At 57.1% G+C, this 25,885-nt stretch carries 25 protein-coding genes, 1 tRNA gene and 1 pseudogene; 12 read left to right on the plus strand and 15 right to left on the minus strand.

Annotated features, from left to right (window positions below; genetic code table 11):
* Positions 1 to 10: 10 nt before the first annotated feature.
* Positions 11 to 1,261, minus strand: coding sequence for an MFS transporter (locus EKM04_RS07855; RefSeq protein WP_183897009.1), 1,251 nt, complete (start codon positions 1,259 to 1,261; stop codon positions 11 to 13).
* A gap of 233 nt (positions 1,262 to 1,494) precedes the next feature.
* Here EKM04_RS07855 and EKM04_RS07860 point away from each other — a divergent pair, with 233 nt between their 5' ends.
* On the plus strand, positions 1,495 to 2,406 hold the full coding sequence (locus EKM04_RS07860; protein ID WP_183897008.1) for a diacylglycerol/lipid kinase family protein: 912 nt from the start codon (positions 1,495 to 1,497) through the stop codon (positions 2,404 to 2,406).
* Between the two features lie 104 nt (positions 2,407 to 2,510).
* On the plus strand, positions 2,511 to 3,881 hold the full coding sequence (locus EKM04_RS07865; RefSeq protein WP_183897007.1) for an aspartate aminotransferase family protein: 1,371 nt from the start codon (positions 2,511 to 2,513) through the stop codon (positions 3,879 to 3,881).
* Between the two features lie 110 nt (positions 3,882 to 3,991).
* Here EKM04_RS07865 and EKM04_RS07870 read toward each other — a convergent pair whose 3' ends face one another.
* Positions 3,992 to 5,488, minus strand: coding sequence for an ArnT family glycosyltransferase (locus EKM04_RS07870; protein WP_183897006.1), 1,497 nt, complete (start codon positions 5,486 to 5,488; stop codon positions 3,992 to 3,994).
* A 6-nt stretch (positions 5,489 to 5,494) separates the two neighbouring features.
* Positions 5,495 to 6,499: a glycosyltransferase family 2 protein gene (locus EKM04_RS07875; RefSeq protein WP_183897005.1), complete on the minus strand. Its 1,005-nt coding sequence runs from the start codon at positions 6,497 to 6,499 to the stop codon at positions 5,495 to 5,497.
* A gap of 196 nt (positions 6,500 to 6,695) precedes the next feature.
* On the opposite strand from EKM04_RS07875, the gene EKM04_RS07880 reads away from it, so the two are divergent.
* On the plus strand, positions 6,696 to 7,598 hold the full coding sequence (locus tag EKM04_RS07880) for a lysylphosphatidylglycerol synthase transmembrane domain-containing protein (RefSeq protein ID WP_183897165.1): 903 nt from the start codon (positions 6,696 to 6,698) through the stop codon (positions 7,596 to 7,598).
* 15 nt (positions 7,599 to 7,613) lie between these two features.
* On the opposite strand, the gene amn is transcribed toward EKM04_RS07880, so the two are convergent.
* Together amn and EKM04_RS07890 are read right to left on the minus strand one after the other, a co-directional pair.
* Positions 7,614 to 9,119 carry an AMP nucleosidase gene (gene amn / locus EKM04_RS07885; RefSeq protein ID WP_183897004.1) on the minus strand — a complete coding sequence of 502 codons (1,506 nt, stop codon included), beginning with the start codon at positions 9,117 to 9,119 and terminating at the stop codon, positions 7,614 to 7,616.
* Positions 9,120 to 9,213: 94 nt separating this feature from the next.
* Complete coding sequence (locus tag EKM04_RS07890; protein ID WP_174152508.1) at positions 9,214 to 9,384, minus strand: hypothetical protein; 171 nt, start codon at positions 9,382 to 9,384, stop codon at positions 9,214 to 9,216.
* Between the two features lie 670 nt (positions 9,385 to 10,054).
* Here EKM04_RS07890 and EKM04_RS23195 point away from each other — a divergent pair.
* Positions 10,055 to 10,132, plus strand: a pseudogene (locus EKM04_RS23195) (hypothetical protein); the annotation flags it as partial.
* A gap of 231 nt (positions 10,133 to 10,363) precedes the next feature.
* Positions 10,364 to 11,263 (plus strand): DKNYY domain-containing protein, encoded by a 900-nt coding sequence (locus EKM04_RS07900; protein ID WP_234910983.1) that lies wholly within the window; start codon positions 10,364 to 10,366, stop codon positions 11,261 to 11,263.
* Positions 11,264 to 11,353: 90 nt separating this feature from the next.
* On the opposite strand, the gene EKM04_RS07905 is transcribed toward EKM04_RS07900, so the two are convergent.
* On the minus strand, positions 11,354 to 11,839 hold the full coding sequence (locus EKM04_RS07905) for an NUDIX domain-containing protein (protein WP_183897002.1): 486 nt from the start codon (positions 11,837 to 11,839) through the stop codon (positions 11,354 to 11,356).
* A 248-nt stretch (positions 11,840 to 12,087) separates the two neighbouring features.
* Between EKM04_RS07905 and EKM04_RS07910 the strand changes: the two genes are divergently transcribed.
* On the plus strand, positions 12,088 to 12,321 hold the full coding sequence (locus EKM04_RS07910; RefSeq protein WP_174152511.1) for a hypothetical protein: 234 nt from the start codon (positions 12,088 to 12,090) through the stop codon (positions 12,319 to 12,321).
* A 117-nt stretch (positions 12,322 to 12,438) separates the two neighbouring features.
* Here the strand turns inward: EKM04_RS07910 and EKM04_RS07915 are convergent, their stop codons facing one another.
* Positions 12,439 to 13,554, minus strand: coding sequence for an esterase (locus EKM04_RS07915; protein ID WP_234910982.1), 1,116 nt, complete (start codon positions 13,552 to 13,554; stop codon positions 12,439 to 12,441).
* A 287-nt stretch (positions 13,555 to 13,841) separates the two neighbouring features.
* Here EKM04_RS07915 and EKM04_RS07920 point away from each other — a divergent pair, with 287 nt between their 5' ends.
* Entirely contained in the window at positions 13,842 to 14,054 is a 213-nt protein-coding gene (locus tag EKM04_RS07920; protein ID WP_183897164.1) for a hypothetical protein, read from the plus strand.
* A gap of 77 nt (positions 14,055 to 14,131) precedes the next feature.
* Here the strand turns inward: EKM04_RS07920 and EKM04_RS07925 are convergent, their stop codons facing one another.
* The 3 genes from EKM04_RS07925 to EKM04_RS07935 form a co-directional block, all read right to left on the minus strand.
* Positions 14,132 to 16,042, minus strand: coding sequence for a PhoX family protein (locus EKM04_RS07925; RefSeq protein WP_183897000.1), 1,911 nt, complete (start codon positions 16,040 to 16,042; stop codon positions 14,132 to 14,134).
* A gap of 120 nt (positions 16,043 to 16,162) precedes the next feature.
* Positions 16,163 to 16,459 carry a hypothetical protein gene (locus tag EKM04_RS07930; protein WP_234910981.1) on the minus strand — a complete coding sequence of 99 codons (297 nt, stop codon included), beginning with the start codon at positions 16,457 to 16,459 and terminating at the stop codon, positions 16,163 to 16,165.
* A gap of 87 nt (positions 16,460 to 16,546) precedes the next feature.
* Positions 16,547 to 16,885, minus strand: coding sequence for a DUF2147 domain-containing protein (locus tag EKM04_RS07935; RefSeq protein ID WP_183896999.1), 339 nt, complete (start codon positions 16,883 to 16,885; stop codon positions 16,547 to 16,549).
* A 505-nt stretch (positions 16,886 to 17,390) separates the two neighbouring features.
* Here EKM04_RS07935 and EKM04_RS07940 point away from each other — a divergent pair.
* Positions 17,391 to 17,657, plus strand: coding sequence for an SEL1-like repeat protein (locus EKM04_RS07940; protein WP_174152515.1), 267 nt, complete (start codon positions 17,391 to 17,393; stop codon positions 17,655 to 17,657).
* 293 nt (positions 17,658 to 17,950) lie between these two features.
* Here EKM04_RS07940 and EKM04_RS07945 read toward each other — a convergent pair whose 3' ends face one another.
* Entirely contained in the window at positions 17,951 to 19,063 is a 1,113-nt protein-coding gene (locus tag EKM04_RS07945) for a pyridoxal phosphate-dependent aminotransferase (protein WP_183896998.1), read from the minus strand.
* Between the two features lie 123 nt (positions 19,064 to 19,186).
* Positions 19,187 to 19,540, minus strand: coding sequence for a hypothetical protein (locus tag EKM04_RS07950; protein WP_174152518.1), 354 nt, complete (start codon positions 19,538 to 19,540; stop codon positions 19,187 to 19,189).
* A gap of 281 nt (positions 19,541 to 19,821) precedes the next feature.
* Between EKM04_RS07950 and EKM04_RS07955 the strand changes: the two genes are divergently transcribed.
* Together EKM04_RS07955 and EKM04_RS07960 are read left to right on the plus strand one after the other, a co-directional pair.
* The gene (locus EKM04_RS07955; RefSeq protein ID WP_183896997.1) at positions 19,822 to 21,039 is read left to right on the plus strand and encodes an NAD(P)/FAD-dependent oxidoreductase; all 1,218 of its coding nucleotides are present in this window, start codon (positions 19,822 to 19,824) and stop codon (positions 21,037 to 21,039) included.
* A 10-nt stretch (positions 21,040 to 21,049) separates the two neighbouring features.
* On the plus strand, positions 21,050 to 21,844 hold the full coding sequence (locus tag EKM04_RS07960) for an aldolase/citrate lyase family protein (RefSeq protein WP_183896996.1): 795 nt from the start codon (positions 21,050 to 21,052) through the stop codon (positions 21,842 to 21,844).
* A gap of 8 nt (positions 21,845 to 21,852) precedes the next feature.
* Here the strand turns inward: EKM04_RS07960 and EKM04_RS07965 are convergent, their stop codons facing one another.
* The 3 genes from EKM04_RS07965 to EKM04_RS07975 form a co-directional block, all read right to left on the minus strand.
* On the minus strand, positions 21,853 to 22,029 hold the full coding sequence (locus EKM04_RS07965; protein ID WP_183896995.1) for a hypothetical protein: 177 nt from the start codon (positions 22,027 to 22,029) through the stop codon (positions 21,853 to 21,855).
* Between the two features lie 71 nt (positions 22,030 to 22,100).
* Positions 22,101 to 22,451, minus strand: a complete 351-nt coding sequence (locus EKM04_RS07970; RefSeq protein ID WP_183896994.1) for a hypothetical protein — start codon at positions 22,449 to 22,451, stop codon at positions 22,101 to 22,103.
* A 99-nt stretch (positions 22,452 to 22,550) separates the two neighbouring features.
* Positions 22,551 to 22,641: transfer RNA gene (locus EKM04_RS07975), tRNA-Ser, on the minus strand.
* A 590-nt stretch (positions 22,642 to 23,231) separates the two neighbouring features.
* Here EKM04_RS07975 and EKM04_RS07980 point away from each other — a divergent pair.
* Both EKM04_RS07980 and EKM04_RS07985 read left to right on the plus strand, forming a co-directional pair.
* Positions 23,232 to 24,356 carry a porin gene (locus EKM04_RS07980; RefSeq protein WP_183896993.1) on the plus strand — a complete coding sequence of 375 codons (1,125 nt, stop codon included), beginning with the start codon at positions 23,232 to 23,234 and terminating at the stop codon, positions 24,354 to 24,356.
* Between the two features lie 283 nt (positions 24,357 to 24,639).
* Positions 24,640 to 25,764 (plus strand): porin, encoded by a 1,125-nt coding sequence (locus EKM04_RS07985; protein ID WP_183896992.1) that lies wholly within the window; start codon positions 24,640 to 24,642, stop codon positions 25,762 to 25,764.
* The last annotated feature ends 121 nt before the right edge of the window (positions 25,765 to 25,885 follow it).

Consider the following 25,885-nt stretch of genomic DNA (forward strand, 5'->3'; position numbering starts at 1 on the left):
CACTCTGAAATCAAGCCGTTAGGTTGGCTTTCTCGCGTCGCTCCAGCGCCACGGCAAAGCCGAATACGATGAGGCCTGCGAGCGAGAGGATCGCGCCGATATATCCTGTCGATGCATAGCCATAGCCCATGGCAATGACGAGGCCGCCAAGCCAGGCACCAAGCGCGTTGGCGATGTTGAAGGCGGAATGGTTGGAGGCGGCAGCCAGCGTCTGCGCGTCGGCCGCCACATCCATGAGGCGGGTTTGCACCGCCGGGCAGGCGGCAAAGCCGCAGCCGATGAGGAAGACGCAAAGGCACAGCATGTAAGGGTTGTCAGCGGTCAATCCGAACAACGCCATCAGCACCACATTGACCGCGAGCATGCCGCCGATCGTGCCGTTCAGCGAGATATCAGCCATGCGCGAACCAACGACATTACCGACATTCATGCCGATGCCGAAGAGCGCCAGAACCATCGGAACGGTAGCGGCTGGCATCATGGCGACATCGGTGGTCGTCTTGGCGATGTAGCTGAAGACCGCGAACATGCCGCCGAACCCGACCGAAGCCACAGCGAGCGACAACCACACCTGACCACGCCTGAAGGCACCAAGCTCGCGCCAGATGCTGGCACCTTCCTGTACCTTGTCGCGTGGCTGGAAGAGCCACAGCAACGCAACAGTCAAAAGCGCGATGCCGCCCACCATCAGGAATGCGGCGTGCCAGGAAAACATCTGTCCAAAAAAGGTAGCGAGCGGGGTGCCGAGCAGCGTGGCAATAGTCAGCCCCAGCATGACACGACCCACGGCGCGGGCACGTTTGTGGATGGGCGCCATGGAGGCGGCCACCAGCGCAGCCACGCCGAAATAGGCACCATGGGGCAGGCCGGTGATGAACCGCAGCGCCGTGAAGGTTGCGAAATCGGGCGCGATGGCGCTCAAGATATTGCCCGCCGCAAAAACGCTCATCAAGGCCAGCAGAAGCACACGCCGTGTCATCCGCGCCGCCAGCACCGCGATGATGGGTGCGCCGATGACGACACCGAGCGCGTAGGCGGCAATGACGTAGCCGGCCTGGGGAACAGAGACGCCGTAACTTGTCGCGACATCGGGCAAAAGGCCCATAATGGCGAATTCGCCCGTACCGATGCCGAAGCCTCCGGCGGCAAGCGCCAGTTCGATAAGGGCGATGGAAAAGGGAGTGAGGGCTGCTGCGGGCAATGGTTCGACAGCTTGCCCATCCGCTACGGAGCGGTCTTTAGTCGGGGAAATATGGGTCATGGATTTCTGCGATGGGAACGAAGAAAAAAAGGGCAAAACCGAGGTCTCGGTCTTGCCCTGACTGGAGGTATATGGTCACCAAAATGACCTTATCTCATTCGTAACATGAAGTTGTGCGTTGCGGTAGCCTCTGATTCGGTAAAATTTACCTCTCACGCAGAGGTGTACGGAACGGAACCCGCGCTATACCATTTAGGTCGCGCGCTTGAGCGTAACGGGGGCTGGGTAAGCATATGAGACTGGTGGCGATTTTCAACCGTGACGGCGGCACCTTCAAGACCACCGATATGGACGCCTACTGCGCGCATGCGCAAAAGGTTTTCAACGATGCTGGCCACGATATCGAATGCCGCCTCGTTTCCGGCAAGGATATCGTCTCCGAAATGGAACGCACCGCCGATGACAAGGGCCTCGACGGGCTGATTGCAGGCGGTGGCGATGGAACGATTTCTGCCGCCGCCGGTATCGCCTGGAAACACGGCATCGCGTTGGGTGTCGTCCCTGCCGGCACCATGAACCTGTTTGCCCGCTCGTTGAAGCTGCCGCTCGACATCTGGCAGGCGGTGGACACATTGGCTGAGGGCCATGTCCATAATGTCGATATTGCCAGTGCCAATGGCCGCCCCTTCGTCCACCAGTTCTCCGCCGGTCTGCATGCACGCATGGTGCGTGTCCGCGACAAGATGGAATATGCGTCAAGACTGGGCAAAATCCTCGCCAATATTCGCGCCGCGATCGGTGTCGTCCTCAATCCGCCGAAATTCGACATGGAGTTTACCGTGGCGGGCGTGACGCAGCATCGCCGCGCCTGTGCCATCTCCGCATCCAACAACGAGTTCGGGCAGAGCCCGTTGCTGGTCGCGGACGATATCACCCAGGGAAAGCTTGGCCTTTACATTGCAGACGCCTTGACCCCGTCCGGCGTCACGCGGCTCGCTTTCGATATCATGCGTGGCAAGCTGAAGGAAAACGCGGCTGTCACGGCTATGGCGGTAACCGAAGCGGAACTGCATTTCCCCAAACGCCACAAGAACGTGCGGTGCGTTATGGATGGGGAGTTGCTGTCGATGGAAAAAGATGTGCGGCTGAAAATCCATGCGGGCGAATTGAAGGTTATTGTTGCGAAGGATTTTGCAAGCACCTGATATCATTGCTCCAGGGCCCGTTTTGCAAGACGTGATCGTGGCCTTGCAAAACGCTGCCGCCCCGGCCATTCTGTTTCCATGACGTCAATGGAGTGCATGCCGCGATGAACGATAACCCCTTGAAGATATCGAACCTCGCCGCCATAGACGCCGCCCACCACCTCCATCCCTTTTCCGATATGGGTAAACTGAACGCCACGGGCACACGCATTATAGAGCGTGCCGAGGGCGTGTTCATCTATGACAGCACCGGCAAGAAATATCTCGATGCCTTTGCCGGTCTATGGTGCGTCAATATCGGGTATGGCAGGCGCGAAATGACCGATGCTGTCTCCCGGCAGATGAACGAACTGCCCTATTACAACGCCTTCTTCGGCACCACGACACCACCGGCCACGCTTCTGGCGCAGAAGATCGTGTCCCATGCCGGGCCGAATATGAACCATGTTTTCTTTACGAATTCCGGCTCCGAAGCGACCGACACGTGGTTTCGAATGGCGCGGGTCTATTGGAAGGCACTGGGTTATCCGACCAAAACCCATGTCATTGCGCGGCGCAACGGTTACCACGGTTCTACCGTCGCGGGCGCGTCGTTGGGCGGCATGACCTGGATGCATGAGCAGGGCAACCTGCCGATCGATGGCGTCTCGCATATCGGTCAGCCCTATTGGTATGTCGAGGGCGGCGATCTGACGCCTGCCGAATTCGGCCTTAAGGTTGCGCGCGAACTGGACGCGAAAATAGATGAACTGGGCGAAGACAACGTAGCCGCCTTCGTGGCCGAACCCATTCAGGGCGCAGGCGGTGTCATCGTCCCGCCGGAGACCTATTGGCCGGAGATCGCCCGCATCTGCAAGGCGCGCAATATTCTATTGGTGTCGGACGAGGTGATCTGCGGCTTCGGACGGCTGGGGTCGTGGTTCGGCTATCAGCATTTCGGCTACGAGCCGGATCTGGCGCCCGTCGCGAAGGGGTTGTCATCCGGTTATCTGCCGATCGGTGGCGTGCTGGTGTCCGACCGCGTGGCCGAGGTGATGTTGACCAAGGTGGGTGATTTCAACCACGGTTTCACCTATTCCGGTCACCCGGTCTGTGCGGCAGCTGCGCTGGAAAACCTGCGCATCATTGAAGACGAGGGACTGGTGGAGCGCGTCCGCGACGATATCGGTCCCTATTTCCAACAGGGCTGGCAAAGTCTGCTCGACCACGAAACGGTGGGCGAGGCGGTCAATGTCGGCCTGATCGGCGGACTGCAACTGACCGCCGACAAAGCAACGCGCAAGCGTTTCGACAAACCGGATGATGTCGGCACGCTGGTGCGCAATCATTGCCTCGAAAACGGGCTGGTCATGCGCGCCACCGGTGACCGGATGCTGGCGTCGCCAGCCTTCACCATCAGCCGCTCCGAAATCGATCAGATCATCGAGATCGTGCGCAAGGGACTGGACCATCTGGCGCATACCGCGAGGATATGAAAACCGTCATAGGACATGAGCGCCAGGTGCCGTCCAAAGAGGAGGCAGGGCAGTTCACGCAGGTTGTGCCGAAACTGCCGTCACCATGTCCACAATCTTCGTAACTGAGGTCAGTTCCGACCGATGACCGACCAGGCGTAATAGAATGCATGTTTCTTCATTTCGCCGCCGCCGGGATAGGCGGCGCTGACATCCCTGATATCGGTCGGAGCCGGCAGCGATGCGCGTGCGGCGAGAGCATCGAGGGCAGCGGCGGGATTATCCGGCAGCTTGCCGTCATCGGTCGTTCCAGCAAGCAGGACGGTCGCTCCCTGTGGCCAGCTCTGTGGTGCTCTTTCAATTGCCGGATCACCTGTCAGGATGGTTGCGTTGGGAAACTGAATCCTGAGATTGCCGCCGACCATAACGTTGGGTGCAATCACATAGCGTGGCTGCGCGAAGCCATCACGCATCACCGCTTTGGCAAAGGTGTCATAGGGAATGTGAACAATCGAGTAGCGCCCGAAATAGGGGGCCACAAGTCCGCGTGTGAGCAAAATCAGCAGAACACCGATCGTCAAAACGCTCGCTACGGTCAGCATGGCTGGCAGTTTCGGTTTGGCGTCAACGCCCGCGGCGCGTATTTTCAGGCTGAGATAAAGCGGCAGCAGGACGAGATAGACGATGAGCCATTTCTGCCGGATATTTGTGGCGCCGAGCACAAAGATGATGACCAGCAACAGGAAGAACACGATCAGCAGCATGCGTCCTATGATGCGTGTCCACTGATCGCTTGCCGAGGCAATGCGCTTGATGTCTCTGTAAAAAAGGAGGGCAAAAATGGCGACCGTCAGCGCCGCACCTTTTAATGCTGCCAGCACCAAACTCAGTGCGCCATCAAAGCCATGAAAGGAGATGTGCTCGCGCCCTTCCGTCATTTCGCCCATGGTTTGGCCGGTGACGAGGTCGGGATTGTGCAGCATCCATATGGCATGCGGAAGGACGATGAGGATCGATAGAATGACCGCGAGTCCCATGCGCCAGTCCATCAAGCGGACACGCAAATCTTTTTCCGGTATCAGCGCCAGCGCAGCGGCAAGCGGAACGAGGATGAAATTGTATTTTGACAGAGCACCAAGGCCAACGGCCGCACCCGCCAGAAGATAACCCGCCAAACTTGGCCGTTTCAGCGTCGAGAAAAATGCGTAGAGAAAAAGGCACACGATTAAAAGCGCCATCACCGTGTGGGACAGGTCGCGCTGAGACATGAGGAAGATCGGCGGCAGTGTCAGCATGCCAAGGGTTGCAAGGCCAGACAGCGCGCGATCTTGTGTCAGAAGCCGCGCCGTCAGCCAGAAGAACAGGCAGGAGAAAAACAGAGTTGCGTTTTTCAAAAGGCTCAGGGTCGCGATCGACATACCGAACAGCTCAGACAGACCATATTGAAGCCAATGATAGAGCGGGGGCTGCGATCCATATCCCCAAAGCAGAAACTGCGTCAGAGCCGCCTGTGTCTCGTCTATTTCCAATGCCGGCGAACGGATGATGCGCACAATGATGGCAAGCAGAAAATAGCCACCGATCCAGAATAAAATCAGATCGGGATTGCGCGATAGAGACTTGCGCATCTGAGATCACTCCGCCTGATAGACCTTACCAACGATGTAGTTCGGCGTCAGATCGTCCCGGTAATACAGTCGTGCGATCATTTCGGCCAGGATGCCGGTGGTGATCAACTGAACGGAAGATAACAACAGCACGACCCCGACCATCAGCATCGGCCGCGTGCCGATATCGTTGCCGAGAATGAACTTGTCGACGAAGAGATAGGTCATGATCACACCGGCCATTGCGCCAAGGCCCAGGCCCAGCGAACCGAAGAAATGGCCCGGTCGCGCCTTGTAGCGCATGAAGAACATCACCGAGAGCAGGTCGAGGATAACCCGGAATGTGCGGGAAATGCCGTATTTGGACGAACCGAATTGCCGTGCATGATGGGTGACAGGCATTTCGCCGATACGGGTGCTAGGCACGACGCCTGCCACCCATGCCGGAATGAAACGGTGCATTTCACCCATCAGCTTGACCTGCTTGATGATGGACGAACGGTAGATCTTAAGGCTGCAACCATAGTCATGCAGGCGCACGCCGGTGATCTTGCCGATCAGGCGATTGGCGATCCAGGAGGGGATCTTGCGCAGGACCAATCCATCCTGACGGTTTTGACGCCAGCCGACGAGAAGGTCGAGTTCCCGCCGTTCCAGCTCTGCGACCAGCATGGGGATGTCCTTGGGATCGTTTTGGAGATCGCCATCGAGCGTGGCGATCAAACGACCGCGCGCCGTATCGATACCGGCCTGCATGGCCGCCGTCTGGCCGAAATTGCGTTGCAGAGCGACGATCTTGAGGTTGAGGCCGCGCCGTTCGACAAATTCCCGTGCATTTGCAATCGTCGCATCGGTACTGCCATCGTCCACCAGAATGAGTTCCCACGGCAGCGCATAGCCCGCCATTGCCTCGATGATCCGTTCGATCAGAGGTCTGACGCTTTCCTGCTCGTTGAAGATCGGCACGACCAGCGAAAGCTCCAGTGCATCTGCCGCGGGAACGTCTGTGATAATGGCGGCAGGTGTTTGCACGGTAACGGTTCCGTCTGTGTCGTGATCTGGAATATGTGCTTTCTCTAACGACGTTTCGCGGCCTTTTCAACAAAGACCACAAACTTTCAAGGAAGCCCTTGTCTGCAAGCGCCAGTGGAGAGAATAGTGCGCACGATGCCGCAATGGAATGTGATTGGAAATTGAATTGAAGCCCGCCCGGTTTGCACGGCACTCTATGACCATCGTCACGGCTTTGGTGGTTGCCGCCTACGCAGCCTTCATCAGCTGGATGTGGGGGTGGGGGACGATTTTTGCGCTGTGGCAGGAAGCGGGGCTATGGGTCATCGGGATCGCCCTTGCACTTCTTCTGTCCACCTACGTTCTGCGGACCTGGCGCATCTACGATTATTTCCCTGGTGAAACGCAAGGCCAGTTCGCGCGCCTGTTTCGCGTGGTCCAGATCCATAATCTTCTCAACATCATGCTGCCATTCCGGTCCGGCGAGACCAGTTTCCCCTTGTTGATGCGGCAGGAATTTGATGTCCGGCTGGCGCGTGGAACATCTGCCCTTCTGATCATGCGGTTTTTTGATCTGCACGCGCTCATGGCAGCGGCAGGGGTTGGACTTGCGCTGGAGAGAGGCTCGCTGGCGGTCTGGCTTCTGTGGATCGTCTTTCTGGCTCTCCCCGTCATCGCTTTTTCCATCAGACAGCGGTTTTTTCGATATGCGCACCACCTTGCGCCGAAAAAGGCAAAAGGCATCATTCAGGAGATGGAGGCGGGCTTGCCTGCCGATGGTCGTGCTTTTGCCCGGGCGTGGGGTGCAACCATCATCAACTGGTTCGTTAAGATTGCGGTTCTGGCATGGGTTTTGACGCTCATGGGAAAACTGGACTTGGCTGCAGGTTTTGGCGGTGCGCTGGGCGGCGAGCTCTCCTCCGTTCTGCCCATCCATGCGCCGGGTGGCGTTGGGACTTACCCGGCAGGCATCACTGCCGGTGCACTCGGTTTCGGAGCTTCCACAGATCGGACGTCGCTCTCGTCCCTGGCACAGGCGGCTGTCAATGTGCACCTGATGGTGATGTTGTCTTCGCTCATGGGAACGGCGCTGGCGCTGTTTGTCCGGGGACGTCGGTAGCGCCAGCGATATCCGTTATTGAAAGGCGGTTTCGTAGAAGCTGCGAAGCTTGCGCGAATGCAACGTCTCGGTCTGCATGGCGGCGAGCTTCTGCACGGCGCGGATACCGATTTGCAAATGCTGTGAGACCTGCGTTTTGTAAAACTCGGTTGCCATGCCGGGCAGCTTCAATTCGCCATGCAGCGGCTTGTCGGAGACGCAGAGCAGGGTGCCGTAAGGCACGCGGAAACGGAAACCGTTGGCGGCGATGGTCGCCGATTCCATATCAAGCGCGATGGCACGCGACTGCGACAGCCGTTTGACCGGCCCGGCCTGGTCGCGAAGCTCCCAGTTGCGGTTGTCGATGGTGGCAACGGTGCCGGTGCGCATGATGCGCTTCAGCTCGAAGCCTTCATAGCCGGTGACTTCCGCAACCGCACCTTCCAGCGCCATCTGCACTTCGGCCAGAGCCGGGATCGGCACCCAGACGGGCAGATCGTCATCCAGAACGTGGTCTTCGCGCATATAGGCGTGGGCCAAAACATAGTCGCCCAGCCGCTGGCTGTTGCGAAGCCCCGCGCAGTGACCCACCATCAGCCAGGCATGCGGGCGCAGCACGGCGATGTGGTCTGTAATCGTCTTGGCGTTGGACGGGCCGACGCCGATATTGACCAGTGTGATGCCCGCATGGCCTTTTTTCTTCAGGTGGTAAGCGGGCATCTGCGGCATGCGGCCAAGCGTCATGTCGGTGATCGGACGATCGGAACCGGCCTGGGTGACGATGTTGCCCGGCTCGACGAACTCCGTATAGCCTTCGCCTCCCTCTGCCATCAGCTTGCGGGCCCAGGCCGCGAATTCATCGATATAGAACTGATAGTTGGTGAACAACACGAAGTTCTGGAAGTGGTTTGCGCTGGTGGCCGTATAGTGGCTGAGGCGCGCCAGCGAATAATCGATGCGCTGGGCGGTGAACGGTGCCAATGGCGCGGGCTCGCCCGGAACCTGATCATATTCACCATTGGCAATCAGGTCATCGGTGTTGTTGAGATCGGGCGTGTCGAACAGATCGCGCAAGGGCACATCGGTCAGCGAAGATGCCGCAGAGGCCTCCACGAAAGCACCTTCGCCAAAAGCGAAATGCAGCGGAATGGGCGTGGCCGACTCGGACACCGTGACGTGAACGCTGTGGTTCTTGATGAGTAGCCCGAGCTGCTCTTTGAGATAATGCCGGAAAAGCTGCGGACGGGTGATCGTCGTCGTATAGACGCCCGGCGATGTGACGTGACCGTAGGACAGGCGCGAATCGACATGGCCGAAGCTCGACGTCTCTATGCTGACCTGCGGGTAACAGGCGCGGTAACGACCCTCGATCGGCGCGCCCTTCGCCAGATCGGTAAAGGACGTGATCAGAAAACTCGTGTTGCGCTCGTAAAGCGCCGTCAGAGCATCCACAGCCGCCACCGGATCGGTAAAAGTCTGCGGCGCGACCGGCTCGGGCATGATGAAGGAGAGGTGCGAAATGGTGTGCTTTGCTATTGTCATGGCCCATTATAGAGAGCCAATTTCGACAGGCAAGCGACAGAAATATGTGTGTTCGAAAAATATTCGACGAGGTCGTGTCCGGTCGGATGGGTGGCTACAGAGTGACGTGGCAATTGTTGGAAAAGCTTGTCTGGCAGGCAATCGACGCGCCGACATTCACACGCTGGAAACTGCGATTGGGGTTGACCACCAAAGCCGCGAAGGACATGGCAAAAATCGCCATCAGAAGAACGATGATGCTGAAGCGTCTAACCAGAACCGCCATGTCATTTCCCCTTTGCGTCACAGTCTTCTCTTATGCTGGACACGACTTTGCCACAGTGGGACTGAACCGACCCTGAGAGACGGGTTCATGTGCCGTTCAGAGTGGTTAACTGGTGGGGGGATGAGTTTGACTCGGTCAAGCGGGTTACAGGACCAGCGATGACGTCCGCAAAACATCCTGAACCATGGTTCGGTGCGTACGTCGCCAAAGGTTAAGCACAAGAGCAAGCCTTCCCGATTGTCCTCCATCTCACGGAATGAAAAAAAGTGCCGTGCCATGAGTACAGACATCCACCCCTCAAAGCTTGCATGCCGCAGCGTCGTCTTTGAGACATTGCGGCGTTGCCGACAAGCGGCGTTTTTATTATACATCCAGAGTTGCAAATGGCTGGTTTGGACCCAGGCTATTTCTATGTTCAACCCGCAAGCCGGAGAGTATCATGCCCACGACCTTCGCCGTTCACCAAGGGAAAGTCGTGCTCCTTGAGGAGGGTGGCGAGGCGGTGGAGGTAAAAGGTGGCATTTCGGCGCAGCGGTTCGAAGTGATCAGCCTGTTTTGCGACGGGCCGCTGTCGGCGGGTTATCTTGGCGATGAAAAGGGCGTCTGGTGGTATCATCAGCGCAACAGAAAGGCCAAGTTCGTGACACGAGACGTACGGAACTTTCGTGTTATGGATGATGATTACGGGCTGGATAATACGCATGTCTATCTGGAGGATCGTGTCATCCCCGGCGCTGACCCGGCAAGTTTCACTCTTTTGGGCAACAGCCCCTATTTTGCAAAAGACAGGCATCGGCTCTATGTCAAAACCGGTTCCCACTTCTTTCACTTCGATGGCCTTGATGCCGGCACTCTCGTTGCCAACGGTTCTTACGTTGGAGACAAGCATGATCTTTATCATCTGGGCAGTTCACTGACGCTGAGCAACGGTTCAAAGTGTCATGAGACCGTGCAGTATTCGCTTTGCGACGATCACCATATGCTGCTGCGTGACTGGTTTGCGAGAGAATATTCCGACACGATCGGCTGGTGGCATCCTTCATATTCATTCAAAGAAGATGGCGCCGAGCAGATCGCGGATGCTTGGTATCGCACCGAAAACGCTGTTTTCTTCAAAGAAACATTCACGCGCATGCCAGAACCCCGTGCGGTCTTCAATCTCGTGCGTGGCGCGGACCCCAACACGTTCGAACCGCTTGACGCTTTTCATGGTCGCGACGCGAAAAAAGTGTTCTGTCGCTGGCGATCAATCGCCGATGTGGATCGTCCTTCCTTCACCCCTCTCAAAGAGCGTTTCGGAAAAGATAAAGCGGCGGTTTATTTCAACGGGTATCGTGTCGAACACGCCGCCCCTGCAACCTTTGAGGTTCTTCAGTGGGTAACCCCAATCGCAAAAGACCACAAACGTGTTTACGCAGCCTCATACGCTCGTACGAGTTGGCCGTTCGGGTATCCGGATGATATTCTTGTTGCGCTGGATGATGCCGATGCCAAAACTTTCCGGACCTTTGGAGAGCGGGGTGTGTGGGCAACTGACTCCGCTCGCGTCTATCTGCGTGGCGAACATCAGAAAAAGATGGACGCCGGTAGCTTTCGGTTTTTGTGCGAAACCGCAACCAATTGCTGGGCGATGGACATTAACGGCCTATACCGATCCAACGGGACGCTGGTGGTTGCAGGTATCGATGGCGCGAGCTTCGTAAAGCTGAACGACGTGTGGGGCAGCGACGGCAAAGCCGTTTTCTGCTTCGTGAGTGGCACCCTACAAAAGGCGATCGATGCTCAAAGCTTCATGGTGACCGATGACCACGACGGTGCAAGAGACGCTGCTTACAATTATCGACTCCATAATGGCAGGGTCCGAAAAACCAAACTGTGAGCGATTTTCTGTAACCTCAGGCGTTCTAGAGATCATGTCGAATGGGCGTACACCCATCCGAACATAGGAGCCTTGCGATCCGCAAGCGCTTTAAATCATCTGGAAAATGCCGGTCTTCTCAAACCTTTGAAACGCCTCGACGCTACGACGCATATTGGGAAGCATAGGAGGCAGAACGTCCGGGTTGATCCAGTCCACCGCTTTGGACTCGTCATCAGCAACGACAGGCGTGCCATCATAATGCGTCGTGTAAAACATCATGGCAAAGAACTGGCAGATATCGCCGTTGGGAAAGGTGACCGTTTCGAACTCAGGATTGCTACCAAACCCGAAAGGCAGGAGGTTCCGGATGCGAATGCCCGTCTCTTCCCGTGTTTCTCTGATAGCGACGGATTGAAGATCTTCGCCTTCCTCGGCGTTTCCACCGGGAATTCCCCAGACATCGAAGTCCGTCCTGTGCTGCATGAGCAGGCAGCCGTCCTCGCGCTTGACGATAACGCGAGCGCCGGGAACAAGGAGGATGCCTGACCCTATTTTCTGACGTAGTTTCCCAAGATAGCTGTCTGAAAAGCTCATTGTCGCCTGCTCCGTTGCCGGTCCTTGGTCTTGTGAGCGCCGATGGCTCAATGGTGATCCTAATGACATTGGGATAGGATACAACGCTTCGTCATGAACGCAGGGAAACAATGGAACGGGGTCCCCTTTTCGAAAGCCGCCGCGTCGCCATCATTCATCATCACCTTCTGGCACGACAAACCTGATAAAAATTGGGACACGGCAAAAAATGTGGTAAGCGCCAGCCAGACAATGACAGGAGTAAAACAGTGAGCGAACTAACCGTAGCAGATGCGACAAGCCGAATTTATGAATCGCTCCAGGCAGACAATGCAGACATTGACGCACATATCGCCAATCTCAAGGCAGCCTTGGCAAAAGAAGGCTTGAAGGAAGCGCTGTTCGACCCTGCCAAGCTGGTGCAGAACAACCGCTCCGGCAGAAAACTCATGCAGGCCTACTTCCGCCAGCGTGGTGTGACGGTGAAATACGAGGGGGCGTGACGCCTGTCTGAGCGGCTGCCGATCACCCTCAATGGTCAAACATGAGGGGACGGCAAGCTCGCAAGTGAGCAGCGCCGCCCTATCGTTTCCAACAGGGCGGCAAATGTGGTTCTGGCTCTACTTCTTGAACACCTTTTGCAAAAAGGCCTCGAATGAAGGGCGCCAGACGTCCATCTCGTGGCCCAGGTCCTTGTATTCCACGTAGTCGTACTTGATCTTCTTTTCATCGAGGATCGTTTTGAGACCGGCGATGTCCTTGCCCGTCACGGCATCCTTGGTGCCGACGGTGACGGTAAAGTTGCGCAGTGCCTTGTTGACTTTTTGCGGCTCGTTGAACGCAGCCTCGACCGGCTTGTTCGGCACGGTCGTGGTGGAGACGCCGCTGAAATTGGCGATCCAGCCGAAGGTGCCCAGATGGGTGAAGCCGGAGACGAGGGCCTGGTAGCCGCCCTGCGACAGGCCGACGATGGCGCGGCTGTTGGCGTCGTCACGCACCCTGTAGTGCTTTTTCATATAGGGGATGAGGTCTTGCATCAGTTCGCGGTCGATGGCATCGGCGTTGATCGGGTAGAAATTCTTGCGGCGATCGGCACCGGGGAAGTTTTCAGCAATGGCTTCGGGAATGTCGGCTTCCGTGTCGGGAATGACCACGATCATCGGCTCGATTTTCTTTTCAGCCAGGAGATTATCGAGGATTTCAGGTGCGCGACCCTGCGTGACCCATGAGGCGACGGTATCGCCGAAGCCATGATAGAGATACATAACTGGGAGAGGCTTGGACGAGTCGCTATAGCCCGGCGGCGTGTAGACATAGGTCGCGCGCTGGGATTTCAATGCCTTGGACGGAATGGTGACCAAACGAAGCTCGCCATGCGGCACGTCGCGCACATCGAGAATGCTGCCGGGCACGAGAATGAGGCTGGTGTTCACCTGCCGCTGTGGCTTGGGATAATTGGTGCCGGTATCGATGCTGCGGAACCCGTCTATGTTGAAGTAGTATTCATAGAGGTTGGGTTTCAGCACATCGGTTTTCACGCTCCAGACACCGTTTTCAGCCCGCTGCATCTCCAGCGGCGCATTGGTGCCGAGAGCGACGGAGACTGCCTTGGCCGATGGCGCAAAGAGCCGGAAAGTGATCGACCCATTCTTCTCGACTGCGGTGACGAATTCATTCAGCGGGCGGTCAGCCGGTGGCGAAGCGGGCGGTTCTGCCGCGAAAGCGGGCGCGGTCATGATGCAGCTGGCCAAAAGGACACAAGGCAAAAGCAGACGCATATCAATATTTCCTCCATTATATTACCCCAGCGCGAAACTGACAGATGCCCCCAGTCTTTTCAATCGCGCGTTGGCGCGTTCAGTGTAAAGATCGGGCTGCTTGCTGAAATGGGATTTCCCGGTTAGGACCCGTTCCGACCCATGCAAGAACGCTTTCAGCGCAGATATTGCGAAAGCCCGGTGGCCTGGGTCGATATTCACATGACACGTAAGGACATACCGTGAAAATTATAAGAGTGCTGGCAATGGTGATCGTCTTCGCCGTCGTGATCTTCGGTTACCGTTGGTACAGCTACGTCACCAACACCGAGAGCCCGTACAACGAGGTTGGCATCGAGCTGAACAGCCGCATGCCGGGCCCGATCAACAAATGGGGTTGCGACAAGCTGCACCAGACATTCGGCAACATGCTGCCGCCTTACGGTTGCCAGGCTGCCGATGGGACGCAGTGGCGCTGAAATAGCCTCGCAGGACCTGAGGCAGAATCAAAAAAGGCGCCGCGTGAACGGCGCCTTTTGCATGAACGGCTTGCTGATCAGCCGATCATGGCGTTGTCATCGCGCTTGACGGCGATGAGAGCAGAGCGCGGCAGCTTGCCTTCGCCATCCGGGAAGGGCGCGTCAGGGTGCTGGATGCCGACGAAGTGGGTGCGCTTGTCGGCAGACCACGTCTGGCCGGTGACTTCCGACCCTTTCGGCGCGGTCAGGAACCGCTCGATACGACCGGTGACGGGGTCGCCCGCCAGCATCTGGTTGTTGCCCTGTCCGGCATACTGGCCGTCATTGCTGTCTTCACCATCCGTCTGGATCCAGAGCAGACCGGTCGAATCGAACATCATGCCATCGGGCGAGTTGAACATGTTGCCGGAATTGATGTTGGAGGAGCCCGCATAGGCATCCTTGTGAACATTGGGGTTGCCGGCCATGCAGAACAGGTCCCATTTGAACTTGCCATCGGCATGGTCGTCATTCTCAGGATACCAGCGCACGATCTGGCCGTATTCGTTCTTTTCGCGCGGGTTTGCGGCGTTGAGAACCATGGCATCGCCACCGCCATTGGCGCGCAGCTTGCCGTCTTTCGTCACACCGCGATTGGTGTTGTTGGTCAACGCGCAATAGGCTTCGATGGCAACGGGGTTGATCGCCACCCATTCCGGGCGGTCCATGGTGGTGGCACCCACCTTGGAAGCGGCCTGACGCGTGAAGACGCAGATTTCGTCCATCTTCATGCCGGTGGATTCCGGTGTCAGCGCCACCCACTCGCCATTGCCGTCATCGTTGAACTTGGCGACGTGAAGCGTGCCTTCGTCCAGAAGCTTCGATGTATCGCCGCCGGGCACATAGATGCCGTTGGAGATATACTTGTAGAGAAACTCTCCACGCTCATCGTCGCCCATATAGACCACAACACGGCCGTCGCGCGCGATGACAACGGCGGCATTTTCATGCTTGATGCGGCCAAGGGCGGTGCGCTTGATGGGTGTCGAGGATGCGTTCGACGGATCGATCTCCACGACGTAACCGGCACGGCGCGGCTCGTTGGGGTGCTTTGACACATCGAAACGCTCATCGAACAGCTCGTAGCCGTAACGGGTTTCGGCGGCGATGCCGTAGCGCTTGTAATCATCCGGCATCTTGAAGGCGGCGTCCGTGGAGCCGAAATAGCCGTTGAAGTTTTCTTCGCAGGTGAGATAGGTACCCCAGGGCGTGCGGCCCGCGCCGCAATTGTTGAAGGTGCCGAGACAGTCGATGCCGTTTGGATCGGTCTTCGTCTTGACGAGATCAGAACCGGCGGCAGGGCCGGACAGCGTCATCGGCGTGTTGTGATGAATGCGGCGGTTGAACGGGCTGTCGACGACAATTTCCCAGCCATCGTTTCTTTCCGCCACTTCCATGACGGTGACGCCCTGCATGTGCTGGAGGATTTTGACCTCATCCAGATTGGCGGGCATGCCCTTTTCGCGGTGGGGCAGATTGGTCTCGTTGTTCACATATTCATGGTTGACGGCAATCAGCTGATGGCTGCCAACCACGAAGAGCTCCATGCCGTCGGTGTTCTCGCCGAAAACCTTGTCCGAGTTCTCAAGGCTGACACCCTTGACCGGATCGATATCCGGCACGTTGGGAAATAGCGGCTGGCCCCATTTGGCAACCGGCTTCCAGCTATAGCCTTCTGGCACATGGATGGTGTTGTCGGTCGTGGCAGCCACGGGCTTGAACGGAAAGCGTGATGCGGCTTCCTGTGCCTGCGCAGATGTGGAGGAGGCCAGATTGCCGAGCGTACCCAGAGCGACAGCCGCAGAGCCGAACGCCAGAACGCCGCCGAGAAAACCGCGACGCGAAATCGCCGATTCCACCACGCGGTCGAAATCGGTCACAGCTGGAGGCGGGTTCTGCAGTTCATCCCACTCGTCCCAGCTCAGTTTGCTCGTGTCGATCTTTGTCATATTGCTCTCCAGCCAATCGTTGTTTCGAACAGTTCCAGAAAGGGCAACTAAAGAGCGTTCATTACAGCGGTATGACGGAAAAAGGACGTTGATGAATACCTTATATTGTATACGGATTGGTCATACTGAGATGCGTTGGAATGCTGCCCAGAGCATGAAGCCGAAAAATGCAATCATGATAACGATATAGAATGGGCGAAATAGCCAGAATCGCTCCCAGTTGGTCAGGTTCAGATTGTAAGCCGTAATTTTCTCATCGAGCTTCAGCCTGTCCAAGTTGCTGTCGATGGAAAAATCCCAGCCGTTCTTTTTGTAAAAATAATACTCTCTGACCTGCGTGGCCATCTGGTGCAGGATCAGCAGTGAGAGCGCAGCGTGCGCGGCTACTTTGATAAGGATTTCAAAAACGATCATCATTTTAGATAGACATACCGTCCGAGTTGAAATGTCGCGTGCTATCGAGCAATGTGGACGAAGCCTTCCCCCGTCCACACTGTCCACCTATTACAGACGCGTCCAGGTCTGGGATTTGCACAGCACCTTCAGCACGCAGCCCTTCATGGCAAGCGAACTGCCAGACACGGTGCCGGTGCCCGCATAGGTCTTGTCGTTTTCGGGGTCGGTGATCTCGCCGGAATAGCTGTTGCCTTTTCCACTCATCTTGCCGATCTGCTTTCCGGCATGTTTGCCGGTCTTCAACGTCACGCAATAGGCCGAGCCGCACTGGGTAATCGCCGCTGTCTCGCCACTGGCTGTTTTCCAGTTGCCCTCGATGGCCTCTCCGGCAAAGGCACCGCTGCCCATCAAAAAGGCGGCGGCGGCAAGTATCGTCATTCTCTTCATAGGGACCTCCCAATCCAGCTTCGACTGAACCCCGAAAACGATCCGAGGTCCGTGCTCGCAACTCCTGATGCGATAGCGAGATTTATAGTTGACGTGAACGTAAAAGGAAACAAGGCCCAATGGGAAATTCGTGGCTTTTTCGCCGACTTCCGGCTCGAAAAAAACCGTGTCGAAAAATCGCAAGTTTCGACGTGGTTACGAAAGGGTTGAATTCCATCCGTAAACTTTTCGTAAAATTGTCCGCAAAGCCCTTAATTTCCGGGCCTCGTGATATTTAACAAAAACCCAACTTTACCAATCGTTTGGACTTTGTTTGTCCCCCGTTAATCATGGATTTTAAGCGCCTGTTGAAGCCCGTTTGGCATAGTGGGGACATCGAAAGAGCAGGGCAAACCTGCCAAGGGAAAGAGCCAGAACAAGCCGCAGAAGACGGTAAGGCCTCAGTCCCCAGAGCTCCCACAGAGGGGCGACGACAGAGAGAAAAACGGGCAAACAGGATAGAAAAATGGCACGCTTTGAAGTTCGCGATATTGAAATGGCAGTTGCCGGTGGCCAAAGCCGCGCGGACGTCTTCTGCAACCTCGGCCTGATCTACGCAACAGGCCGTGGCTGCGCACCGGACCTCATCGCTGCCCACAAGTGGCTCAACATCGCCGCCATCAAGGGTTCGGAACGGGCAGCCTCGCTGCGCGCCGATCTGGCCCGCAACATGAACAAGGCTGACCTCGCAACGGCGCTGCGCGCCGCCCGCGATTGGATGACCACGCACTAACAATCGAGCACCGGACCAACCGGCGCCAACAAAAAGACAGAGCGGTCAAAAGACCGCCATTCTCCCCGGCTGGTTTCCTCCAGTCCTGGCCGGCCAGAAAAAGACGATATAACCCGCAAGGGCCTCAGCTTGATCCACGCTGAAACATCAAACCGTGACCGGCAGAAACAAGGCCGGCACGGTTTTTTATTTGGGTGATTATCATCTCAAGGCTTGGCGCGAGGGACAAGGCTCAGATATTTTGGAGCTGACGCTTCCCTATCCGAAGGCATCGCTGTCAGAGGACTGAGGGATCAACCCAACCCCTCCAGTACCTTCGGCAATGCCTGCGCAAACAGGTCCAGCTTGTCATCCGGCGCAGCGCTCACACGGATGCAGCGGCTGAGGGGTTCGACGCCGGGCATGCGGATGAAGACGCCGTGTTCCATCAGACCATCGACGACGGCTTTGGCATAAGCTGCATCCTTGTGGCAATCGATGGCGACGAAGTTGGTGGCGGAGGCGAGTGGAGAGAGGCCGTTCTGGCGGGCGATGGTCGAGACGCGCTCGCGCGCGTTGGCGATGCGTTTGACGACATCGCGCAGGTACGCCTGATCTTTCAGTGCCGCCAGTGCCGCCGCGACCGATATGCGGGGCATGCCGAAGTGGTTGCGGATCTTATCGAAGGCCTGCGCATTGCCGAGCGTTCCGATGGCATAGCCGACACGTGCGCCGGCCAGGCCATAGGCCTTGGAGAAGGTGCGCATGCGCAGCACATTGGGCATGCCGATCATGGCGCGAACGCTGGGCACGGCGCTTTCCGGGGCTGTTTCGCAATAGGCTTCGTCCAGCACCAGCAGACAGGTTTCCGGCAGCGCCTTGGCGAATGTGAGCACTTCGCTCGCATCCCACCAGCTTCCCATCGGGTTATCGGGGTTGGCGAAGTAGACGAGCGGCGCGTTTTCCTTTTTGACGAGATCGAGCAAGCCATCGAGGTTTTCGTGGTCGTCCAGATAGGGCGTCGCCACCAGCCGTCCACCATAACCGTTCACATGATAATTGAAGGTCGGGTAACCGCCAAAGGACGTGACGACCGGCGTTCCCGGTTCGACCACGAGTCGGACGATTTCGCCCAAAAGGCCGTCCACGCCATTGCCGATGGCGATGTTTCCGCGGGAAATGCCGTGATAAATGGCGAGCGCTTCCCGCAGCTCGAAATTTTCCGGGTCTGAATACATCCATGTTTCTGTTGCCGCCGTGCGCATGGCTTCAACGACCGACGGTGCCGGGCCGAAGCCGCTTTCATTGGCCCCGATGCGCGCTTTGACGGCAAGCTTGCGGTTGCGCTCTATCGCCTCCGGGCCAACGAAAGGCACGGCGGATGGAAGTGAAGCAGCGAGCGGGGTGAAGCGTGAAAATGCGGACATTTCAGGAAGTTCCGTTATCCGTTGCAAGAAACGGCTTCACCATAGAATCAAAATTGGCCCGCGCAAGGCGGGCCATGGGAAATGCTTTGGTTGTGAAAAGGTTTTTCTGAAGCCCGATCGGCCTCAGAGCGCCGTTTCGAAACTCAAGCGACGGACATGGTGGAGGAATTCGGCGTCGATCAACATGTTGAAGGCAACCGTTACCTGCTCCTCCTCGCGCCGGATGAGCGTGCAGCCGATTTCGTCCCTGATGCCGAGAACTTCGAGATAGAAATTTGTCGGCAGCTCCAGATGCGGGCTTACCTCGATGTCTGCGCCGTACAGCGAAATCTTGCGGATGAGGCAGCGCATCGTGTTTCGGCTGCTGAGATGGTGACCGATGAACGTGATCTTGCCGGGACGATCGACGGCGTATTTCTCGTACATCTCGTCCTGAGGGACGGCATCGTTTGCATTGATATTCACGTTAAGCGCCATGACAACCTCCCCGATTGTCTTTTGGGTTGAACACAATCTTACGCCTGCTTCCTTGCCAAACACTGAACAGAACAGATCGTTTTTTCTCGTTCTTGGCCTGTTTTGCCACAGTATCCCGGGTTGCGACAATAAACTCAGATCCAGAAACGTGTTTAGCGGCAGAAGGTTGCGCCGGGCTGGGCTGGCGGGGAAGGGCCGACGACCATCCGGCAATCCGGTTGACGTGCTGCGCTCCAGGCTTTAGGCCTTGAAGCCTATTCTTGGGACTGATGGAGCAGCATATGGCAGGCACACTCGTCATCGTCGGTGCGGGGCAGGCCGGATTTGCGCTTGCTGCGAAATTGCGGGCGCTTAGGGATGAGCGACCGATTGTCATCATCGGCTCCGAAGATGTCCCCCCGTACCAGAGACCACCGCTATCGAAGAAATACCTGATGGGCGAAATGAGTTTCGACCGTTTGCAATTCCGCCCGCTCGAGTGGTTTGCCGAAAACAATGTCGAGCTGCGTCTGTCCACATGGGTGGAAGAGATAGACCGTCAAGCCAAAACCGTGCGGATGCAGGATGGCAGCACGCTTGAGTACGACAAGCTGGCGCTGGCGACAGGCGCTGCCCCGCGGCTCTTGCCCGCCGGTGTCGGGGGAGATCTGGACGGCGTGTTGACGGTGCGCGACAAGCGGGATGCCGACAGGCTGATGAGTGACATGCAGCCCGGTCGCCGGTTGCTGGTCATCGGTGGCGGCTATATCGGGCTGGAGGCTGCTGCCGTTGCCCGAAAACTCGGTCTTGAGGTCACGCTGATCGAAATGGCTGACCGTATTCTCCAGCGCGTCGCCGCACCGGAAACAGCGGCGATCATCCGCGATATTCACGTGTCCCATGGCGTCTCTATCTGCGAAAAAACCGGCCTGACCCGGTTGATCGGCACCGACGGGCACGTCAGCGCTGCCGAGCTTTCGGATGGCTCGGTGCTGGATGTGGACTTCGTGATTGCGGGCATCGGTGTTACCCCCAACGACCGGCTGGCGCGCGAATCCGGCCTCCATGTCGGTAACGGCGTTCTGGTCGATCAATTCACCCGCACCTCCGACCCGGATATTCACGCCATGGGAGACTGCGCGTTGCTGCCTTTGAATGGTGCCGATGTGCGGCTCGAATCGGTCCAGAATGCCGTCGATCAGGCCGAGGCCGCAGCGACTGTGCTGGCGGGTGAGGAACAGCCCTATCAGCCAAAACCGTGGTTCTGGTCGGATCAGTATGATGTGAAGCTGCAAATCGCCGGTTTCAACCAGGGTTATGACGAGACGCTGGTGCGGCCCGGTCAGCGCGAGGGCAGCCATTCGGTCTGGTATTTCAAGCGGGGACGGTTCGTCGCCGTCGATGCGATCAACGACGCAAAGGCCTATGTCAGTGGCAAGAAATTGCTCGATATCGGCAAAGAGCCCAGCCGCGATGTTCTGACCGACCACACCGCCGACCTGAAATTGCTGCTCGCTTAGGGACTGCCCCATGCCTGTGCCGGAAAATCGTTTCAAGACAGCCATCCATCAGGGACGACAGCAGATCGGTCTGTGGCTCGATATGGGGGAGGCGATCACGGCCGAAATTGCCGGGACTGCCGGTTTCGACTGGCTGGTGATCGACGGCGAACATGGCCCCAATGATCTGCGCAGCATCATCGACCAGCTGCGCGCTCTTGCGACATCTTCGGCGGAGCCCGTGGTGCGCATTCCCACCGGTGAAAGCTGGATGATCAAGCAATTGCTGGATGCCGGTGCAAGAACACTTTTGGTGCCGATGGTCGATTCGGCAGCCCAGGCGAAAGCGCTTGTTTCAGCGATGCATTATCCGCCACGCGGCATCCGTGGAATGGGCGCTGTCGTCGCTCGCGCATCCGGTTTCAATACAATTGAAAACTACGCTGAAACCGCTGCGGAGGGATTGTGCCTTCTGGTGCAGGTGGAAACCCGCGCAGCCATTGCCGATCTCGACAACATTCTCGATGTCGAGGGTGTCGATGGCATCTTCATCGGTCCTGCCGATCTTGCCGCCGACATGGGTTATCTCGGACGAATAGACGAGCCTGAGGTGCAGGACACCATCGAATCAGCGATCAGGAAAATCGTCGGTGCGGGCAAAGCGGCGGGCATCCTGACATTCAACGAAGCATTCAATCAGCGCTATATCGAACTGGGCGCGTCTTTCGTGGCCGTGGGCGCGGATGTGACGGAGTTTTCGAGCGCGTTGAAATCGCTGGCGAACCGTTACAAGGGCGGCGCGTCCCACGAGCCTTCCAGCTATTAAATCGCTGGTCAGTCGTCGTTGCTGGCGTTCAGCTTTTCGGGCGGAATGCCTTTCTGCTTCGAAGTCATCAGACCCTCGTGAAGCAGGCGGTCTCTCAAGATGCGCTCGATAGCGGCGTCGCGTTGCAAACCATTGTCGCGGGAAAATTCTGTGAGTGCCAGCTCCAGATCTTCGGGAAAGCTCATGTTTCGGTCTCCGTAAACAAAAAAGGCAAGGAGCGGGACACTCCTTGCCTCAAATCTGATGGGCTGAAAGCTTAGCGCCAGCGATAGATGCTGCTGCTCTTCTGCTCCTGCGCCGCCGTGGCGACGAAATAGCCGAGAGCGAAGCCGAGCGCGCCGACGACTGTCAGGAGCGATGTTGCCGTACCTGGATTTTCCTTAACGGCCTCAACGACGTTCTGGCTCTGTGCCTTCACGGTCTGTGCAGCCGACTGTGCAACGCGCTGTACGCGACCGCGCGCTTCATCGGCAAACTCCGAGGCCTCTTCGGAAAGCACGCCTGCGCGGGCCGATACGGATTTGGAAAGCGAAGAAATCTGCGAGCGCAGCTCTGCAATCTGATTCTCGACTGTGTCTTCCACAACGTTCAATTTGGTCTGAGCCATTTGAGATCACCTCTTGCTGTTGGTCGAGGTGGTAACGCAGTATCCGCACGAATGTTCCGCGCAGATGAAATATCGATGATTTTTGAAATTGGGCGGGTATGGCGGAGAGGATGGGATTCGAACCCACGATACGCTTTTGACGTATACTCCCTTAGCAGGGGAGCGCCTTCGACCACTCGGCCACCTCTCCGGTGCCGCTTGATTATTGTGTAAAAAAATCGAATGCAAGGCCTTATTCTATAATGAGGCGAAAAAGACCGCTTTCCGCCCGGTGTTTCTGACGGCGAGATGGCGCACGGGTCGGAAGTCGTCGATTCCCGCGAGTCGTGCAGAGCCAATCCTGTCCGCTGATTCTCTTGTCGCACGATGCGTCGGTGGTCACGGATCGGGTCTCGCTGGTGCGGTGCGTTGTTGAGTGGAGACTGTATAAGCGAGGCGCAGCATCTCTATACAGTCTCCGCGCCGCAGTGAAGCCGCCGCTGGCCGTCATCATGGGGCGACTGTAAGTGGCGGATTCGAAAGGCGTTTTTTAACACTCTGTAAACTTTTACCCATCTGCACAGACCGTAATGTGTTTTTTCAGCAACATCTTAAAATGAAGCGGGTGGGGAAAAGCGTCATATCAGCGTTTGCCGATTGCAAGCGCGCCAACCTTCCGTATTTTCAGCAACGGAAGCGAGGCGGTGGATCGTCCGTTTTCGAGAACACGGGAATGGGGCAGGGAATGCTGTCCTTCAGCTTAAGAACCCAGACCCTTTTGAAACTTGACTGGAGGTCAACATGAACATTAAGAGCCTTTTGATCGGCTCCGCTGCCGCTCTCGCAGCAGTATCTGGCGCACAGGCTGCCGACGCTATCGTCGCAGCAGAGCCAGAGCCACTTGAATACGTTCGCGTTTGCGACGCTTTCGGCACAGGCTTCTTCTACATTCCTGGTACCGAAACTTGCCTGAAGTTCACGGGTTACGTTCGTTTCCAGACTGACTTCGGTCGCGACGAATCCGGCACGTCTGATTGGGACTCCTTCACACGCGCCCAGTTCGAAGTTGACACACGCACAGACACCGAACTCGGCGCACTGCGCGGCTTCATCGGTTTCCGTGGTAACGCTGACAACGGCGCATCCACTTCTTCTTCCGTATTCGTTGACCAGGCGTTCATCGAACTCGGCGGCCTGAAGGTTGGTAAGTTCTACAACTGGTGGGACGATGGTCTCTCTGGCGAATCTGACGAACTGTCCACAAACGCACTCTTCAACTCCATTCGTTACACATACGACGCAGGCTCTTTCTGGGCTGGCGTTTCGGTTGACGAACTGGAAGGCCTGAACTCGCAGCTCGCTCGCCAGATCGGCACAACGACTGTTAACGGCAACACGTTCGGCGTATTCTCCACAGAAGCTGACAACAACGTTGGTATCTCTGCTGGCGTCGGCGCGAAGCTCGGCGGCGCAACGCTCGCTCTTATCGGCGGCTATGACGTCGACCAGGAAGAAGGTGCTGTTCGTCTGATCGCGACTGCTGACATCGGTCCTGGCACACTCGGCCTGGCTGGTGTTTACGCATCCGGCGGCAACGCTTACTACTCTGAATCTGAGTGGGCCGTTGCAGCTGAATACGCAATCAAGGCAACCGACAAGCTGACAATCACTCCAGGCGGTCAGTACTACGGCAGCGTGTCTGACACGATTGCTCTCGGCACAGTTAGCCCGCTCGGCGTATTCACGCAGACCGGTACAGCTCGCCGTGGCGACGACTTCTCCAACCGCGACGCATGGACAGCTGGCGTAACTGTTGATTACAAAATCACAGACGGCCTGACCTCCAAGGTTGCAGTTAACTACAGCGACGAAGACGACCGTGACGACCAGGTTACTGGCTTCGTTCGCCTTCAGCGCAACTTCTAATCTGATCTAACGTCTGTTAGTGATGGGAAACCCGGCTTTCGAGCCGGGTTTTTTCGTTTTCGGATGTGGCGAAGAACAATCGAAATGCCTTTTCTCTGATGCGTCGCAAGATCGTTGGGTGAGGGAGCCTGTGACCAACGGGCAACATGCTGATATCTAGGATATGCATATCGGCTAAATTAACATTTCAGCGTTTGCGCGAATCCCCCGCTTCGTTCTAGTTGGACCCAGGCGCAGCATTCAGGAAGAACGCTGCCACATTGAATTTGAGACGGGAAAAACAATGAACATCAAGAGCCTTCTGATTGGTTCCGCCGCAGCACTTGCAGCAGTGTCAGGCGCACAGGCTGCCGACGCCATTATTGCAGCAGAGCCAGAGCCGCTTGAATACGTTCGCGTTTGCGACGCTTTCGGCACAGGCTTCTTCTACATTCCCGGCACTGAAACCTGCCTGAAGTTCGGTGGTTACATCCGTTTCCAGCGCGATTTCGGCCGTGACCGTTCGGGTACGTCTGATTGGGATTCGTTCACGCGCGCCCAGTTCGAAGTCGACACACGCACAGACACCGAACTTGGCGCACTGCGCGGCTTCATCGGTTTTCGTGGCAATGCTGATGCAGGGACTGCCGGTGCGGTTGCTGGCACAGGAAACACAGGTTCTAGCGTCTTTGTTGATCAGGCGTTCATCGAACTCGGCGGCCTCAAGGTCGGTAAGTTCTACAACTGGTGGGACGATGGTCTCTCTGGCGAAGCTGACGTTCTGTCGCAGAACGCACTCTTCAACTCCGTCCGTTACACATATGACGCAGGGTCCTTCTGGGCTGGCGTTTCGGCTGACGAGCTCGAAGGCACGAATGCCGGTATCGCTCGCGTTGAAGGCAATGCCTTGACGCAGGAAGCGGACAACAACGTCGGTATTTCTGCGGGTCTCGGCACAAAGCTGGGCGGCGCAACCTTTCAGCTGATCGGCGGCTATGACGTCGACCAGGAAGAGGGCGCTGTTCGCCTCATCGGCACTGCCGAAATCGGTCCTGGCACACTGGGTCTGGCGGGCGTCTGGGCATCCGGCGGCAACGCTTACTACAACCAGTCCGAATGGGCTGTTGCAGCCGAATATGCGATCAAGGCAACTGAGAAGCTGACGATCACGCCTGGCGGCCAGTACTTCGGCAGCGTGGCAGATTCGGCTATCGTTTCTGCGAATGGCGTCGGCGTCGGCACGGCAATCTCCGGTGGTTCCATTCGCCGCGGTGACGACTTTTCCAACCGCGACGCTTGGCAGGCTGGTGTGACCTTCGATTACCAGATCACGCAGGGCCTCTCCACAAAGATTGCCGTCAACTATTACGACGAAGACAATCGCGACGATCAGGTCAACGGTCTCGTTCGTCTTCAGCGCGCATTCTGATCTGATCCACGTCTGTTCTGGAACGAAAACCCGGCTTTTGAGCCGGGTCAGACTGCTGACAAACCCCTGGTCACATCGGGGGGGTTATGATTCATTGGGACATGTTGAAGAAACCTGCTCC

It is taken from the genome of Rhizobium skierniewicense Ch11 (assembly GCF_023757665.1).
GTDB lineage: Bacteria > Pseudomonadota > Alphaproteobacteria > Rhizobiales > Rhizobiaceae > Agrobacterium > Agrobacterium skierniewicense.

What these genes read in the sequence shown, in the direction of transcription:
- EKM04_RS07920 (WP_183897164.1), top strand. Translation starts at nt 13,842, where the DNA reads ATGGTGATCGTCTTCGCCGTCGTGATCTTCGGTTACCGTTGGTACAGC.
- EKM04_RS07855 (WP_183897009.1), bottom strand. Translation starts at nt 1,261, where the DNA reads ATGACCCATATTTCCCCGACTAAAGACCGCTCCGTAGCGGATGGGCAA.
- EKM04_RS07925 (WP_183897000.1), bottom strand. Translation starts at nt 16,042, where the DNA reads ATGACAAAGATCGACACGAGCAAACTGAGCTGGGACGAGTGGGATGAA.
- EKM04_RS07870 (WP_183897006.1), bottom strand. Translation starts at nt 5,488, where the DNA reads ATGCGCAAGTCTCTATCGCGCAATCCCGATCTGATTTTATTCTGGATC.
- EKM04_RS07930 (WP_234910981.1), bottom strand. Translation starts at nt 16,459, where the DNA reads ATGATGATCGTTTTTGAAATCCTTATCAAAGTAGCCGCGCACGCTGCG.
- EKM04_RS07865 (WP_183897007.1), top strand. Translation starts at nt 2,511, where the DNA reads ATGAACGATAACCCCTTGAAGATATCGAACCTCGCCGCCATAGACGCC.
- EKM04_RS07970 (WP_183896994.1), bottom strand. Translation starts at nt 22,451, where the DNA reads ATGGCTCAGACCAAATTGAACGTTGTGGAAGACACAGTCGAGAATCAG.
- amn (WP_183897004.1), bottom strand. Translation starts at nt 9,119, where the DNA reads ATGACAATAGCAAAGCACACCATTTCGCACCTCTCCTTCATCATGCCC.
- EKM04_RS07955 (WP_183896997.1), top strand. Translation starts at nt 19,822, where the DNA reads ATGGCAGGCACACTCGTCATCGTCGGTGCGGGGCAGGCCGGATTTGCG.
- EKM04_RS07915 (WP_234910982.1), bottom strand. Translation starts at nt 13,554, where the DNA reads ATGACCGCGCCCGCTTTCGCGGCAGAACCGCCCGCTTCGCCACCGGCT.
- EKM04_RS07985 (WP_183896992.1), top strand. Translation starts at nt 24,640, where the DNA reads ATGAACATCAAGAGCCTTCTGATTGGTTCCGCCGCAGCACTTGCAGCA.
- EKM04_RS07905 (WP_183897002.1), bottom strand. Translation starts at nt 11,839, where the DNA reads ATGAGCTTTTCAGACAGCTATCTTGGGAAACTACGTCAGAAAATAGGG.
- EKM04_RS07860 (WP_183897008.1), top strand. Translation starts at nt 1,495, where the DNA reads ATGAGACTGGTGGCGATTTTCAACCGTGACGGCGGCACCTTCAAGACC.
- EKM04_RS07880 (WP_183897165.1), top strand. Translation starts at nt 6,696, where the DNA reads ATGACCATCGTCACGGCTTTGGTGGTTGCCGCCTACGCAGCCTTCATC.
- EKM04_RS07950 (WP_174152518.1), bottom strand. Translation starts at nt 19,540, where the DNA reads ATGGCGCTTAACGTGAATATCAATGCAAACGATGCCGTCCCTCAGGAC.
- EKM04_RS07935 (WP_183896999.1), bottom strand. Translation starts at nt 16,885, where the DNA reads ATGAAGAGAATGACGATACTTGCCGCCGCCGCCTTTTTGATGGGCAGC.
- EKM04_RS07900 (WP_234910983.1), top strand. Translation starts at nt 10,364, where the DNA reads ATGCTGCTGCGTGACTGGTTTGCGAGAGAATATTCCGACACGATCGGC.
- EKM04_RS07890 (WP_174152508.1), bottom strand. Translation starts at nt 9,384, where the DNA reads ATGGCGGTTCTGGTTAGACGCTTCAGCATCATCGTTCTTCTGATGGCG.
- EKM04_RS07960 (WP_183896996.1), top strand. Translation starts at nt 21,050, where the DNA reads ATGCCTGTGCCGGAAAATCGTTTCAAGACAGCCATCCATCAGGGACGA.
- EKM04_RS07980 (WP_183896993.1), top strand. Translation starts at nt 23,232, where the DNA reads ATGAACATTAAGAGCCTTTTGATCGGCTCCGCTGCCGCTCTCGCAGCA.
- EKM04_RS07965 (WP_183896995.1), bottom strand. Translation starts at nt 22,029, where the DNA reads ATGAGCTTTCCCGAAGATCTGGAGCTGGCACTCACAGAATTTTCCCGC.
- EKM04_RS07945 (WP_183896998.1), bottom strand. Translation starts at nt 19,063, where the DNA reads ATGTCCGCATTTTCACGCTTCACCCCGCTCGCTGCTTCACTTCCATCC.
- EKM04_RS07940 (WP_174152515.1), top strand. Translation starts at nt 17,391, where the DNA reads ATGGCACGCTTTGAAGTTCGCGATATTGAAATGGCAGTTGCCGGTGGC.